The sequence below is a fragment of the Melioribacter sulfuriphilus genome (genome assembly GCF_051488685.1).
GTDB lineage: Bacteria > Bacteroidota > Ignavibacteria > Ignavibacteriales > Melioribacteraceae > Melioribacter.
In genome coordinates this window covers 705,258-719,652 of the sequence record NZ_JBPSEH010000001.1, presented here as the reverse complement: position 1 = coordinate 719,652, position 14,395 = coordinate 705,258, and the positions used below count along the sequence as shown (strand labels likewise).

Below are 14,395 nucleotides of genomic sequence, written 5' to 3'. Positions count from 1 at the left end.
TTAACCTCCCGCTCTCAATAATTTTGAGAATTTAGTAAGGTTTTCCTGAATATTATAGATAATGCTTTTAGAAGGTTTGTCGTAATCGTAAACGTACTTTTTCCAGTGTTCAAAAAAGATTTTTTTTCCATCGTTGTTTAGAAAGAACCCGCCTTTTTCAGATTTAAGGAAGTGGCGAGCTTGAAGAATGTTCTTGTTGGTTAGGTTAATAAAGAATCGGTCGCAAAAAGGGGCACGGTAAAGTTCGAGAATGTCGAGTGCAAACGAATTTCGCCCGTAGTCTTCGGAATGAACAAATCCAATATAAGGATCGAAACCTGCCGCGAAAACAATACCAGTAATAAGAGAATAGGTGAGCGTATAAATAAAACTGAGAAGCGCATTGGCTTCGTCCTTTGGAGGGCGTTTGCTCCGCTGAGTGAAACGAATTGAACCTGATGAAATTTCTTTTAACATATCAAAATAAATCTTTGTAAAGTTACCCTCGTGTCCAATCAATTCTTCAATCGAGCTGGCTCTTTTTACGGATTCGATTGCAGTTGCTTCCACTTTTTTTATTTCGCGAGCAGTTATTTTTTTGTTTCGGCTTTTCGATGTTTTAATAAAATTTAAAGAGTTAATTATCTTTTGATTAATGATGAATTTTGCGATTTCAAGGCGTTTTTCTGGCGAACGAAAGGCTTCGTACTGGCGAATTTTTAGATCGTAATTAATGTATTTAGGAGGCAAAACAAAATAACGTGGTTCGCCTTCAAAAGAAAGGTTTGTTATTGGTATTCCTTCCTCTGCAAAAAGCCGAATTGCCTGACTTGTTATCTGTATGTTGCCAAATAATAGACACGCAGAAATTTCTTTTACTTTTATCTCCTCTGAATTTTCGTTCGACTCGAGAATCACTCTTTTGCTTTTGCGAGTAATTGTAATGGAAGGATTGGTAAGTATAAGTATTCTTTTCATAAAACTTCCGCTTTTTTTTATTCGTTAAAATTTTCTTGTGCCCAATTACCAATAGAAATTGGTCGAACAATATTTCAAAGAGCCGAATCGAATTTATAGATAAGTTAATTTAAAAGAACCGTAACCAAAAGAAGTATTTTTACCAATATTAAAGTGAGACGCAAGAACAATTTGGGGAAGATATTCCGAAAGATTTTTTCCCGATATTATAATAGAGCCCAGAAGACCACCAAATTCCATTTTTTGTTTCTGCCGATTACTATATCTCTGTATTTTTTGATAATATAAGTCGTTTTCGACAATGCTAATATCTTGAATGCCGGCATTTGTTTCTGTAACGGGAATATCGTAAAAAAGTGTTAGAACTGAATATACTCTTCGTAAAATAGTGCGCATCAAAAGATCGGGCGTTATTTTGTCTTTATGATAGATTAAAGTGGAATTTTCTTGAATGCGCAAAGGAGTTGTAAACTCAAGTTTAACTTTATTTGTTTTTACGGAATTGAGGTTGATATTAAAAGCCGTAAAATTTTCGTTGAAATTTTGAGTGGCTGAATCAAATATATCAGTTACTCCGCTGCTATTTACAGAAAATACTTTTTGAAGTGATAGCTTGTGCCGTGCGGAAGATATCCCAAATTGCCCGAATTTTTGAAAAGTAAGTATAAAAAATGGTAAAAGGTGCTTAAACTTGGGTATAATGGTCAAAGAGACGTCAAAAGTTTCTCCTTTTTTTAAAGAAGTTTTATCGTTGTCGGGAGAATTAATAATAAAAGGGTGAGGGAATTTTTTGACGCCATTGAGAAACCAAAGATTACTTTGCCGAGCCTCTGTTTCGAAGATTAAATAGTAACTGCACTGATTTTTGATAAGGCATTTGTCGCAATATTTCTTTTTTGTAATACAAACGACCGACTTAAAGGAATGCCCGAATGTGCCTCTGAGCATCGACCATTTATAAAGAGGCAATGAAATTTCTTCTTCTGACTCAAAGCGGAAAATAAATTTATACAGACTTAAGTTTTGTTCCATTGAAAATTATTCCTTGAAATATCCATATCCAACGGCAGTTTTTGCACCCACACCCGATTTTGTGAGAGCTTCGTTTGTAAGATTCCACGCCAAATCGAGTAATTTTACCTCTTTGCCCTGCCATTGAACTAATTCGTTATTATTAGCGGCTAATATAAATTGAAAGATTGTGTTCTCAATAGCCAGAAAACTGACAGGAACAGGCATTAAATAATCTGCCGGCGGTTTTTTCTTTTCGTAATATTCGCCGTAATGAGGATTTATAATGTCTTTTTTTAAGCACAATTCATCCATATAAATTGGGAAAGCATCGAAAAAGACGACGCTTCCTTTGTATTCTTTTGCCAGAGCTGTTTTTTGATCTTTAATTTTTTCAGGACATCCAAAAAGCAGGCAGAAAGTTTTACTTGTTGTAAGTGCCTCTTCTTCCTTTTTATGGAAATAATAATTAATGACGTGGCTTCTTACGGCGCCTTTGAGCGACTGGCCGGGAATATATGGAAAACCGTACGTATAGTGCAAGGTCATCGAAGTTTCGTAGACAGACTCGTTGCCCAATCCAACAATAATTTTGTCGGATAATTCTTTTTTATTTTCTATTACGTTTTGGGGACCAAATATAGCTTGTGCAGATTTTATCTGTTGAAGGTTAATCTCTTCTAACAAATTTTTTAAACTTTTTTCGTTTATAGTAATATTAATTTTCTTAGGGTCAATTTTATATTTGTTATTGATGTCCCCAAGTATAAATTTGTTGTATTTTAGGGCAAAGTTATCGATTTGAGATAAATTTTTGTCAATACTGTTACTTGTATCTACTGGAAGAAGGAGAATTTCTTTCGGTTCATTATTTTTTTTATTCATCGATTAACCCCTCGTTAAATCGTTTGAGCCAAACTAAAAAGTTTAGAACTTCTGTTGTAATGAGATTATATTCGACAGAACCAGTATTGTTAATTAAATGTTTGATTAGGTCTACAGTTGTATGAAGATTGGCAAATTTGTCAGAAAATAAATTTGATTTTTTTAGCCACGCACTAATATCATTACCCAATTTTTCATAAGTACCACTTTTAGAAAGTATAAAAGCTAATGTAGGAGCAAGTCCGTTTGTTTTAATCATGGTAATTAGTTTTTTGGAATATTGTTTGTATTCTTTTTTTTCATCTTTTTTTAATTTTTGATCTTGGGCTACATCGCTTGCGCATTTGTATGCAAAAGCAGCTCGTCCTTGTTCAATTTTTGTTATGATAGTAGTTTCCATAGTAATTACCTCATAATAGTTTAGATTCGACAATTCCTTTACCGAGTGTGGCGTTGCCGCCTAATTGAAAATAAGGAGGAAAGTTTTCTGTAATAAAATCGAGAACACTCTTATCGTCTGTAAAGTTATTTTTAATTTCATTGAAAATTGAGGAAGCAAAGACCATCGAGTACATAATCGTTTCTGCAGGCAAATATTCTTCGTTAAAAAGAGCTCCTTCTTCAACGGTGCCGGTTTCGTTGTTTATTTTTGTTCTGGTAATAACTTCGGTGGAAAATAGCGTAAAATTCTTGAAAATTTCGTTTGAAACAATTACGAGATGATCGGAAACTTCGGGTATGTTGATCACTTCGGCTAATTCTTTTGCAAATTGTTCATTAATTTCGGCTGTGAATGAATATTCGTCTAAGTGGACTTTTTTATTGACGAGGAGGGAATTTGAGCCGGCAATGCAGAAATCGGGATACTTTTTAATATTTTCGAGTAAATTAAGTTCTAAGGAAGGATAACCGAGTAGAATTCTCTCTTTATTGAATTTTTCGAGGACGTTTGGACAGGTGACATACGCAAAAATGTTTTTAGCGGATTTGACGGGGAAAAGCAAAATGCGTGCATCAGAAAAGGCAACAGCACCAGCAAATTCAGTATTTCTACCATCTGGATTTGATTGATTGAGTTGATTTTTGACTTCACCTTTCCTGTCGGAATCTTCGTCGTAGCCGAAAACGAGATGAACGTCGAGATTATCGTAGCCTAATTTTTTTTCGAATGCCTCTCTTAAACTCCCTTTGAGCGAAGAGGCCTCGACTTTTGGAAAATCCGTATGTTTTTCTCTTTGAATCGGAAGATCAATTATTCCAAGTTCGCTGCCACTTCCGACATGTAATGGTGTAATAGCACGGAATACGAAAAGTTTTTTTTGGTTGTACATAGTTTATATCTCCTTTTGTAATGGTATACAGCTTAATTCAGAGTTTTTTAATTGTTCGTATTCATTGTTAAATATTTTTGAATATTCATGGTCGTCGCTTGTAGATTGAACAAAAAGATAATTGAAAACAGTAAGCCGGTTATTCTGGTACTTGTAATGAATTCTGATTTGAAGACTACCATGTGCGTACTTAAAGATATAAGTGTTATCTTTAAGTCTTGCGTGTTTGAGGTCTATATCCAGATAAGTATCGAACTTATCGGAGATAGCATCAATTTTTGTAATAAGGTCAGAAATTGCTCTGTTTAACTGCAATTTTTTGTTTGGGTCTTCGTTAAAGTATTTCGAATTTACAGGCAGAAAGAAGATGTTAAAGCGATTGAACTTTTTAAGAAAAATTACGCCGACGCTGTTTAATGAAATAAAGCTGAATTTATCTTCGTTTAATTCTTCGATAACGTCGGGAAAATCTGAATTGTAGAGATTATTCTTTCGGAAGAATTCTTCTTTAGAAATTTCCAATCCATCTTCGAGTTGAAGAAGTAATTTATAATACTTGGCAAAAAGTCCCCAATTGATATCAATAGGAGCTTGAGGAATTTCAAGCAATGAATTGCTTTCCTCATAGAGATAAATCATCTTTACGTTATTAACCTGTGCCCAAAGAGTTAAATAAGGGATAACGCCTTTGTAGCCGCCAGTAAAATTGAGGTAGATGTTCGGCTGAGCGCTGTATTTATCGAGGCGGTCAATGAGATTGGGAATTCCTTCTTTGATGAATACTCTTTCGTCAAAAACCTGAAGCCCTTTAATTAATATTTTTTCGTCGGTAAAAATATTATAACGACTGAGTAAATGGTCCGAAATTACATCGGCACAGATATTTGAAAGTAGTGTGTCTGTAGTTACTGGTAATATCGAAACTTCTTCGTTTATTTTTTCTTTAAGTTTCAGCGTGCTAGAAACTTCAGCAGAGTAATCTGAGTTGGTATTAAGGAAATCTTTCAACTTACTTTTGAGATTGTTAATTCTGCGTTCGTTGTTTTTAATATAATTTTCGTCGTATCGTAGTTTTTCCATATCGTCAATAAAGTCGACGAAATCATTTTTTTCTTTGAGAAATTGAGAAATTAAACTTGTGCCGACAGATGTAATTACAGTTTTCATTTATAATTTCCGATTAATGTTATGCCAAAGCCTTGTTTGTCTAAGTTGAAATCGGAGATAGAAGCAAGGAAGAAATCATCAAGCAGATCATTCGAATCGCCTTCAAAGGAAAAATAGAAAACAGAACCTTCTTTTACTGCGCGGTACATAGGTTTGGGTTGATTGGATTGGATGTCGAAACCGCCAATTGATTTATAACCGCTAACAGCAGCAGTAAGGAGTTTCATATTATATTTTTTGAAGAGGGGCTTTTCGAGATTCGGCAGACTGCCGTTTTCGAATATAGCCGGTGTAAGCAGATATAATTTTACGATGTTTGAGGATAGGACGGGTTTAGAAATTAAATTCTCGTCGTCCTTAAAGAGAGAATATTTAGCTGCTTTTCCTTCGCCGCCTAATTAAGAATCCCTTCCTCTGAAATGCTCAGACCTTCGAAATCGAGTAAAAATGAAAGAGAAGATTTATTTTCGAGGCGTCTCATTCCAACGCGATAGATCATGCTCTCGGCGGCGGATCTTGTAGTATTGCTACGACCAATACCTACCTTCGGTTCAATTGTAATAAACTTGTTTAATTTAACGGAGGTTATTTTTTCGAAGTCGCCGGAAAGATATTTATTCATCGAAAAGGAGCTGATTAAATGGTATTCTTCGGGTCTTTCTACTTTTGATAAATTTCCTTTGTATTCCAGGATTTTTGGAAGAGGAAAATTTCCATATTTAGGCTTGTCGTTAAGTGTTAATTTAAATAAATCGGGATTGTTTTTATTTGAATTATCGGTAACAAGGTCGGCAGGAGCGGGGAAGAATTCGTCTTCCGACCAGTAAGAAATTTTATTTATCTTGAGATTAAAAGTTGGATCTTCGGGCGTGTTAACTTTTTTGAATTCTGACAGATTTTTTGAAAAATAGGAAGTACGTAGACTGCCATAAAATACAGATGGTGCAGGCGGAAAAATGCCATTAGCCCACGATTCCTCGCCCATCGAAAAGGGTTTTCCATCTTTAAAGAAAAGTGTATCGATGGCGTCAATTTTTATTTTCATTATTGCTCCCATTGATATATTTTGAAATAAAGTCGGCAATATTCAGAGCTGAAATGAAATTATTGACATTACTGGAAGCCATAAAGAGAGCTTCGACGTTTTTGTAGACTTCCTCAGCAAGCTCTTTATTAGTTCTTCCGGTTTTCGATTTGTTAATAAGTCGTTTCAATTCTGTAAGATATAAAGCGTCGTTTTCGAGCTGTTTTTCGCGGTTAATTCTCGAGAATTCAGATTCAAAATTCTTAATGAAAGAATTTGAGATAAGATTTCTGGATAAGAGGGACGTAAGTTGCTCAATATAATTCATAACGAACTGATTTTCGGAATCGAACCACTGGAAGAAGGCTTTATTAATTTCGCCCGAATGTTTTATAACAGAAATGGCAAAGGCGTTTTTGTTGTCGAACATATCTTTGGCTTCTTTTTCGAGGCGGCGGCATTCTTCGATGACAACATTTAGAGGTGTTTTGTAATGAGAAATTAAGATACCGGCTGTAAAAGTAATCTTTTTTTCTGAATACGACTCAATAGATGAATTAATTTGAGTGTCGAATTCTTTTTTCAATTCAACGAGTTTCTTAAAGACGTGATTCAAATTAAAGAAGCCCATAAAATCGTCGCCTCCGGCATATACAGTGGCACCGATGGGTTTATCGAGCTGAGATTTTTGTGAAAATTTATTGAGAGCCTCTGACAAGTTTTTTTGAAATTCAATTAGGTTTACATTGTCTTTTATAAATTTGCCCGAAATCCAATCGCCCATCCAATCGGCATCGAACATAACCAAAGAGTAGTAGGGAGTGAATTTTAGATTTTGCTTTGCAGCAACCTTTTTTATTTCTGCGTAAGAATTTTTTATTTCTTCGAGCTTTGGAATAAACCTTTTCAGACCCTGTTTCGAAAAGTAATTAGCATCGAGATTTTCTTCGAATAAAAGTTGTTCGTCGAAGTTTTCTCTAAAGATTTCTTTATACTTCTGAAGTATTTCGATTCCGTTATGCGAAAAATCCTTTTCAATTTTTTCCAGAGAGTCGTATAGAGCAATTTCGGCTGTGGGTGGGTAGTTTTTTGTCTGGTAGAATCGTTTGGTAAAACAAACTGCGCAAAGCCCTTCATTTCGATTCAGACCAAAAGAAACTTCAGGCGGCAGTTTTGATTCGTTGTTGTTAATTACAATAAAATTTCTTTGACCACAGACAGAGCATTTTCTTCCAGTTTCAACCAGTTGATTAAAACCGCGGTAGTTCTTTTGCGTTGCTAATAATTTTTCTGCATTTTCATAATCGGTGCGGAAATCCCCTTTGCACTCATAAGCTGTCCAGTAAATTTCTAAAAAAGAATCAATTTGATTTTTGTAAGATTCCGGTAAATTGTTGTTGAGGTAATTATTAATCGTTTCTTCTGATATTTTAGAAAATTTGTTTCGTATATCCGATTCAATTTCTTCTCCGAGTTTTTGAATTTCTTCGGAATTCGAAGCTTTGACTTGCGCTACAAACCGGTTCGGCAAACTTCCGTTCGATTTGTGGGGAAAGATAATATCCTCTTTGTTAAACTTCTCGAGAGCTGTTTTAACTAAGTCCGATATTATTTTACTGCCCGAGTATAAATCCTTTGTTTTTCTGGCCTGGGCAATAAAAGATTGAACCGGAGAAATTGTAAGTACAAAAAGAAAATCTTTCATTCTTCTTCTCCTTCAGCGGATTCTATATAATTTATTATTCTTTTAATTGCTTCATTATAATTCTTTAGTAAGTCTTCTTTCGATATACCTTTTACCTCATAACCACTGCAATAATTATAAGGAATAAGAAAGATGCATCCGGAATAAGTATTATCCTGATTCTTTATAACTGATAAGAAAAGAGGTTTGCCATGTCTTTCAATATTGAAAGCTGAATTCTTAAAAGGACTACCAATATAACTACGCTCTGAAGTATTTAAAAATTTTCTGATATCTTTATATGAATTACCTAAACTAACTAGAGCGTCTATAGAGGAGTTGTTGTCATCTAACCAAAATATTTCTGTTTTTTCAGAAAAAGCAGTAAAATCAGCGGGAGGATATTCTTTTCTTTCTCCAATCCAGTCAAAAACGTTATCAATAGAATAATTTAAATTAGTAATTGAAAAGCGTCCGAAGCCATTTCGGGATTTTGAACCGAGTCCGCCTACCATAAAAACGAGAGCTAAAGCCTGTTCTACTGAATCGATCTGTTCCTTAGTAAGTTGGTCGTCATATTTTATAATAATTTCAAATTTACCGCCTACATCAAAGTACTCATGAAATTCTCCATTATTTCCAGTTTCCCATTTACCAAAAGACATATATTTTATAGTGTTTAGATTGTCGCTTTTAAATGGCTTACAATCCTTTTTAAGTTTAATAGTTTTTGTACGCACGCTTATTTTGCTTTTTAATTGGTAGTCTGTGTGACTGCTGCCAAAAATTTCTGCTTCTTTTCTGTGAAGTTCCTTAATATTCAAGTTGCCGTGCAAAGCTCTCCACCAGTAACGCAAAGCCCCTTTAACAGAAGGCGCCCGTAATTCAACTTTTGTAGGGTCAACGCCTCCCAAAAACATTGGCGTAACTACTTCGCACTCATAAGTTTTTTCGATTGGCATTTTTATACCTCGTTTATATTTGTATTTAATTAAGAGTCCAGAAGAAGAAAATTTTCAAAAAATAAGATTATGGTATCCTGATAAAAATCGTAATTTTTTTTTCATGATTTTAATTTATCAGGTAATCGGGGTTGGGAGTTTTAACGGATATTTTAGAAGGATTAAAATAAATAAATATTTTTTTGAATAGTCTGAAGATGCTAAATTGAATGGGAAGTAATTTAATTTTTCCATAAACCCTCTTTAATAGTATCAATTGCAATATAAAAATAGAAAAACAAATATGAAAGTGGAAATAAAAATTGTGCTCAAAAAAAATTTATAATCTTCAAAGGCAACAATGAATGGTAGATTATAATGAGAGAAAAAATTAATTGTACTGAAGAATTTGCCCGGCTTTCAATTTAGAAGCGCCAACCTTAGAAGTTTTAATTACAATAGCATTGTGCTTAAATTCAGGATTAGTAACAGGGGCAGAGGTATAGGTAATAGCAAAAAAGTTAGGCAGCGAGTTAAATATTTCTGTAAAACTTGAAATCATGGAATAAACTACAATTGGTGCTGGACCATCGATAATTACTCCCGTCCCTTCATCTTTTAGAATCTCAATATTGTGGTGTAAAAATTCAGCTATTGCAGGAAAGTCTTCTATTTTTAAGGCTTCGCGCGGTTTTGTTTTGATAGATATTAATTTATGTAGACCAAAATTTGATGTGGCATTTCTTTTTTCGAGCAAAAAATATCTTTTGATTAAAGGCGAGTTGACTATATTTTTTATTTTTTCGGCGAAAATTTTTTTAACGAGTTCTGATAAATCGCTCGTTGTATCATCGGGATAAATGAAATTGTTTGTGTCAGGCAATTCTTCTTCAACTACACTTTTTTTTAGATCGACACCACTAACTTTTTTAAGCAGGTATTTATTGTTGTCTTTTACTACATCTCCGGTGAAACAATAATTTTCGGGCACCTTTTGCTCTGTCAAAAGAGAGATAGCAGCAAAGAAGAGAGGCAAAAAAAAGGAACGACCGTCAATCTCGTATTTAGTTTGTGAGGAGGAGTTTTTTTTGAGTCCACACTTTAATGAATTTAAGTTCCAATCTAAAATTAGCAATTCAGGGAATTCTCGTTTAAGATAGAGCTCGATAAAGTCGGGTAAAGTTTGAATTAATAATTCCGTCCATTCTTCATTTACAATAATATCGTTATAGTTGTCGTAAGAGCATTTAATTTTAAGGAGGCTGCCATTCTGCAAGTTGAGGTCGACAACAGGTAAATATGTTTCCCCGATGGAATTGGTTTTAAAATTTTCCCAAAGTTGGAAGATATTCTTAAGTTCGTTTTGAAAATGAATTTCGTCGTCGAGATTAAGCGATTTAGAAGAAATTAGTTCTTTACAAAATTTAGTAGCCTCGCTAAATCTTCCTCTCTGAAGCAATTCTTCAATTTTGTTTATCATAATTCACTACAAAAGAAAGAGAATAAACCTTGCTGTCAATTATTACTTCGATATTGTATGGGAAATCCTCGTTAAAAGCTTTATTTATTGGGATGGCAATTCTGTTTGAATCAGGAATTTCAAGATTTTCCATCTTTAGAAAAGAACCATTTTCTTCGGTAATATTAATTTTGTCGATTTTTTTGAATTGATTCGAAACAATAATTAAATAGTAGACATTATCGACGTTTGAAATTCTTATGAGCAAACCAGGAATTTCAAAGGGCAATTCGTGCCTGTAAAGCGAATCTCTTTCCTTTCTCCAGAATTCCAGATCTTTTTCTTCGGTTGCAAAGTCGTTGGCAGCGAGACGAATTTTCTTTTCGATTGAGTAGTTTTCTACATAGGGTAGATTGATCGGAAAGATGCGGGGAAGTGAATCTTCATAGATTTCGAGAGCCTCCATTGAATAGGGCTCTAAATCTTCGAGCAGTTCATCAATAAATACCCGCTGAAGCTCGTCATAGTCGTACGTTTTATTTTTGAGCGATGCTTTTATCTTCTTCAGCGTTTCTGGTGTAACCTTCCCTTCGTAAACAGTCAAGTACTTGGTCGGTATCGGTCTATCTGTTATTCGAAGCACGAACTTTTCTACAGCGAAAACTTCCGACATAACAGGATCTTCTGTCAAACAAACATCTCCTTTATCAACTACTTCTTTAATTGACGTAATAAACGCTGCTCGCACAATCTCTTTGTTTAGCACTTCTGTTATGACGAACTCGAGTCTTTTCGAAGGAGATTTCCAAACCTGTCCTTCTTCAAATACTTCGGGAGGGTTCAGCATAAATTCTATGTATTTGTGTTCTTTGTTCATATTTATTCCTGCATCAATTTTATTCTTCTATAAGATTAAATTCATTTGCGATGTGGCTCATATATGCATCAATTAATTCCATAAGCTCTTTGTCGTCAATGTTATAGTCTTTCTTAAAATCGAGTATGTTAAAAAAATCGGAAATATAATTTTTTACGGTCTGAATCGAAATGTTTTTATTGAATTTTAATTCTAAGAAATCGCGAATTTCTGAATAAGTAAATCCGGATTTAAAATAGAGATAAAAACAGATTTTATAGTAATCAGCTTTTTGTTTATTTGAGAGATAGTAATTCAATTTAGCATTGCAGTAATCAATAAACTTGTTCGCATCAGTAGTAATTGAAATAGCATCGTTTTCTACTATTAAACGATCTTCAGCTAAAACATTCATATTTTCATCCATATTATCAGTTGTATTTTCCAGCGGCAGTAACTTAAAACTGTTAACGTCGCTGTTATTCTTTATGATTTCAATGATAAGAGAGAGGGACAAATAATAATTTTCTAAATTTTTTAGAATCTCCCAAACTGCCTCATAAACTGCCTGAGAACTAATTTTACCTAAGCCATTTGAGCTATTTTGTCTTACAATGAAGAGGCGGTTGAATTCGACTTCTCCGTCGTAAATCTTTTTTTCTTTTTTATTATTCACGGAATAATAAAATTCGTTGAATTTATTTTCTTTGATGATTAGTTTTTTCTCTACCAGTGTCTCTAAGGCTTTTATGACAGAAGAGCGGAGATTGATGACGTCTTTAAAACTGGATTTATCGATCGATTCTCTATAGCAAGTTCTAATAATTGAATAGACATACGAAATCATAATCTTATCATTGTCTTCAGAGGGCACGATTTTTTCTTTCCAGATTTCGTTTTTTGAAAAGGATTCCCACAGGGACTGCATTACATTTTGCTTGAAATCTTGTATTAATTCAGCTTCAATAAATTTATTAGTGTCTTTTATCCACTTATGAAGCATATTATTAATCTGATTGTCGAGTTCAATAATATCAGTATGATTGTAATCTTCTGATATTATTTTTCGAATTATGTCGGTTATATTATCCTTCATTAGTTGCATTTGTTTTATCGAGTATTTTTTTTAGTTCATTTATTAATGAGTAACTTAAATCGGGAAGTTTTTTGCGTAGCGATCTTATTGAGATAGTTTGTCTATGATGTAAAAGGAAGTAAGTGGTGTTTCTTAATCTTTCTGGAGGCACCTTTGCTACTAAAATTGTTTCTGATGGTCTGTGGTATAATGAAGTGCCAGGTGCTACTTCAATTTCACTCTTTGCGTTAAATTGATTTACTTTTGATAACAAAACGACCGGCCTGTTTGCGTCTTTTATATTACGCCTCTCGTTACCAAATTTTATTTTTGCGTCGGGAATCGACCAGACAGAACCAAAATTATAAATTAACAGTGGGTCGTATTCTTCTTTATTTATCAATCTTTTTGTTAAACGAACTTCTGTAAGTTTAATATTGCCGTTTGTATGTAGTTTCTTCTTTAAATACTCGATTGTATACATAAAAGTAATCTGTTTTATGTATAAAAATAGTAGATTAATAAACAATCAACAAATAAACTTTATATGTTAGATATAAATTTTAAATAAGTTGTAATCTAAAATTATTGTAAAGGAGGTGTTCTAAAAACTTTTCAAAGCTACTATTAATTTTTTATCGGAAATACGATGAGTAGCTTTCTATGAATTGAAATTACGGCTATACCGGAAATGGCAATTAGTTTTCCCTGGAAGAATTATACAAGTCTGGATTCTTCTTTTTATTCTCTGTAAAAATTCTACCGCAAAGAAGGCAGAGCCACTCGTTGTCGGGATGGTTATATTTTGGGGGGTTTAGAATCAAAGTAGCGTTTGAATTGCAAAAAGGACATCGAGGATTATACCGTTCATCTTCTTTTTTCTTTTTAGTCACGACTACTACCAGCCATGTTCAATTTTTCTGTGCGGTCGGCAATCTTAAGTTTTTCAATCAACTCGTCGAGTTCACCTTCCATAATTGAATCGAGATTATAAAGTGTCAGACCAATGCGGTGGTCGGTAACTCTATTTTGAGGAAAGTTGTAAGTTCTAATTTTGTCGCTCCGATCGCCTTTGCGTACCATCAATTTACGTTGTGCAGAAATTTCGGACATCTGTTCTTGCATTTTCATATCGTAAAGGCGAGCTTTTAATACTTTCATTGCCTTTTGTCGATTTTTGAGCTGCGAACGTTCGTCCTGACATTGAACTACAAGTCCTGTAGGCAGGTGTGTAATACGGATAGCGGTTTCCACTTTATTTACATTTTGGCCACCGGCCCCACCACTTCTGTAGACGTCGATGCGTAAATCATTTGGGTCGATTTCAACGTCGACATCTTCAACTTCTGGCAGAACGACTACAGATGCGGCGGATGTATGAATTCTGCCGCTGGCTTCAGTTTCCGGCACTCGTTGAACACGATGAACACCACTTTCGAATTTCATGTCTCCGTAAACGTTTGTACCAGAGAGCGAAAAGACAACTTCTTTTATACCGCCCAGACCTGTATCGTTGATATCAATCAGTTCCTTGTGCCAGCCGCGCTTTTCGGCATATCTCGAATACATCCGATACAAATCGGCGGCAAATAATCCTGCTTCTTCGCCGCCTGTTCCTGCTCGTATTTCAACAATTACATCTTTGTCGTCGTTCGGGTCTTTCGGAATGAGCAATAATTTTATCTTCTCTTCGAGCTCTTCAAGTTTCTTGTTCAAATCCTTTAATTCGATTTCGGCAATTTCTACTAATTCTTTATCGGATGAAGTTTCTATTATCTCTTTGTTGCCGTTGATTTCTTTGAGTACTTTTTCGTATTCGCTGAAAGCGGCTACAATTTCTTCCAGGTCTCTGCGTTCCTTACTAAGGGAAATAACCCTCTTCTGGTCCGATAACACCTCGGGATCGGTAAGTTTGGTGTTAATTTCTTCAAACTTTTCCCGTATTGATTTTAATTTGTCGTAAATTTCCATTATATCCTCGAAATTCGATTTCAAATATACTAAG

At 34.4% G+C, this 14,395-nt stretch carries 15 protein-coding genes; all 15 read right to left on the bottom strand.

The window, feature by feature from the left end:
• Positions 1-957, bottom strand: a complete 957-nt coding sequence (gene cas1 / locus ACSSV9_RS03060) for a CRISPR-associated endonuclease Cas1 (RefSeq protein ID WP_437345746.1) — start codon at positions 955-957, stop codon at positions 1-3.
• Positions 958-1,050: 93 nt separating this feature from the next.
• Complete coding sequence (gene cas6, locus ACSSV9_RS03055) at positions 1,051-1,989, bottom strand: CRISPR system precrRNA processing endoribonuclease RAMP protein Cas6 (RefSeq protein ID WP_437345745.1); 939 nt, start codon at positions 1,987-1,989, stop codon at positions 1,051-1,053.
• Positions 1,990-1,995: 6 nt separating this feature from the next.
• Positions 1,996-2,853 (bottom strand): type III-B CRISPR module RAMP protein Cmr6, encoded by an 858-nt coding sequence (gene cmr6, locus ACSSV9_RS03050; protein WP_437345744.1) that lies wholly within the window; start codon positions 2,851-2,853, stop codon positions 1,996-1,998.
• Positions 2,846-3,253, bottom strand: coding sequence for a type III-B CRISPR module-associated protein Cmr5 (cmr5, locus tag ACSSV9_RS03045; RefSeq protein ID WP_437345743.1), 408 nt, complete (start codon positions 3,251-3,253; stop codon positions 2,846-2,848). The genes cmr6 and cmr5 overlap by 8 nt, the downstream gene beginning before the upstream one ends.
• 10 nt (positions 3,254-3,263) lie before the next feature.
• A complete protein-coding gene (gene cmr4 / locus ACSSV9_RS03040; RefSeq protein WP_437345742.1) occupies positions 3,264-4,184 on the bottom strand; it encodes a type III-B CRISPR module RAMP protein Cmr4 in 921 nt (306 codons plus the stop codon).
• A 3-nt stretch (positions 4,185-4,187) separates the two neighbouring features.
• On the bottom strand, positions 4,188-5,351 hold the full coding sequence (locus tag ACSSV9_RS03035) for a hypothetical protein (RefSeq protein ID WP_437345741.1): 1,164 nt from the start codon (positions 5,349-5,351) through the stop codon (positions 4,188-4,190).
• Positions 5,348-5,692 (bottom strand): type III-B CRISPR module-associated Cmr3 family protein, encoded by a 345-nt coding sequence (locus tag ACSSV9_RS03030; protein ID WP_437345790.1) that lies wholly within the window; start codon positions 5,690-5,692, stop codon positions 5,348-5,350. The genes ACSSV9_RS03035 and ACSSV9_RS03030 overlap by 4 nt, the downstream gene beginning before the upstream one ends.
• A 53-nt stretch (positions 5,693-5,745) precedes the next feature.
• Positions 5,746-6,396, bottom strand: a complete 651-nt coding sequence (locus ACSSV9_RS03025; RefSeq protein ID WP_437345740.1) for a type III-B CRISPR module-associated Cmr3 family protein — start codon at positions 6,394-6,396, stop codon at positions 5,746-5,748.
• Positions 6,380-8,080 (bottom strand): type III-B CRISPR-associated protein Cas10/Cmr2, encoded by a 1,701-nt coding sequence (gene cas10 / locus ACSSV9_RS03020; protein WP_437345739.1) that lies wholly within the window; start codon positions 8,078-8,080, stop codon positions 6,380-6,382. Before cas10 ends, ACSSV9_RS03025 begins: the two co-directional genes overlap by 17 nt.
• Positions 8,077-9,021: a type III-B CRISPR module RAMP protein Cmr1 gene (cmr1, locus tag ACSSV9_RS03015; RefSeq protein WP_437345738.1), complete on the bottom strand. Its 945-nt coding sequence runs from the start codon at positions 9,019-9,021 to the stop codon at positions 8,077-8,079. Before cmr1 ends, cas10 begins: the two co-directional genes overlap by 4 nt.
• A gap of 370 nt (positions 9,022-9,391) precedes the next feature.
• Positions 9,392-10,480: a hypothetical protein gene (locus ACSSV9_RS03010; protein ID WP_437345737.1), complete on the bottom strand. Its 1,089-nt coding sequence runs from the start codon at positions 10,478-10,480 to the stop codon at positions 9,392-9,394.
• Positions 10,464-11,336, bottom strand: coding sequence for a hypothetical protein (locus tag ACSSV9_RS03005; protein WP_437345736.1), 873 nt, complete (start codon positions 11,334-11,336; stop codon positions 10,464-10,466). Before ACSSV9_RS03005 ends, ACSSV9_RS03010 begins: the two co-directional genes overlap by 17 nt.
• 19 nt (positions 11,337-11,355) lie before the next feature.
• Positions 11,356-12,411, bottom strand: a complete 1,056-nt coding sequence (locus ACSSV9_RS03000) for a hypothetical protein (protein ID WP_437345735.1) — start codon at positions 12,409-12,411, stop codon at positions 11,356-11,358.
• Positions 12,401-12,874, bottom strand: a complete 474-nt coding sequence (locus ACSSV9_RS02995; protein WP_437345734.1) for a hypothetical protein — start codon at positions 12,872-12,874, stop codon at positions 12,401-12,403. The genes ACSSV9_RS03000 and ACSSV9_RS02995 overlap by 11 nt, the downstream gene beginning before the upstream one ends.
• A 401-nt stretch (positions 12,875-13,275) precedes the next feature.
• Complete coding sequence (gene prfA / locus ACSSV9_RS02990) at positions 13,276-14,361, bottom strand: peptide chain release factor 1 (protein ID WP_437345733.1); 1,086 nt, start codon at positions 14,359-14,361, stop codon at positions 13,276-13,278.
• Between the last annotated feature and the right edge of the window lie 34 nt (positions 14,362-14,395).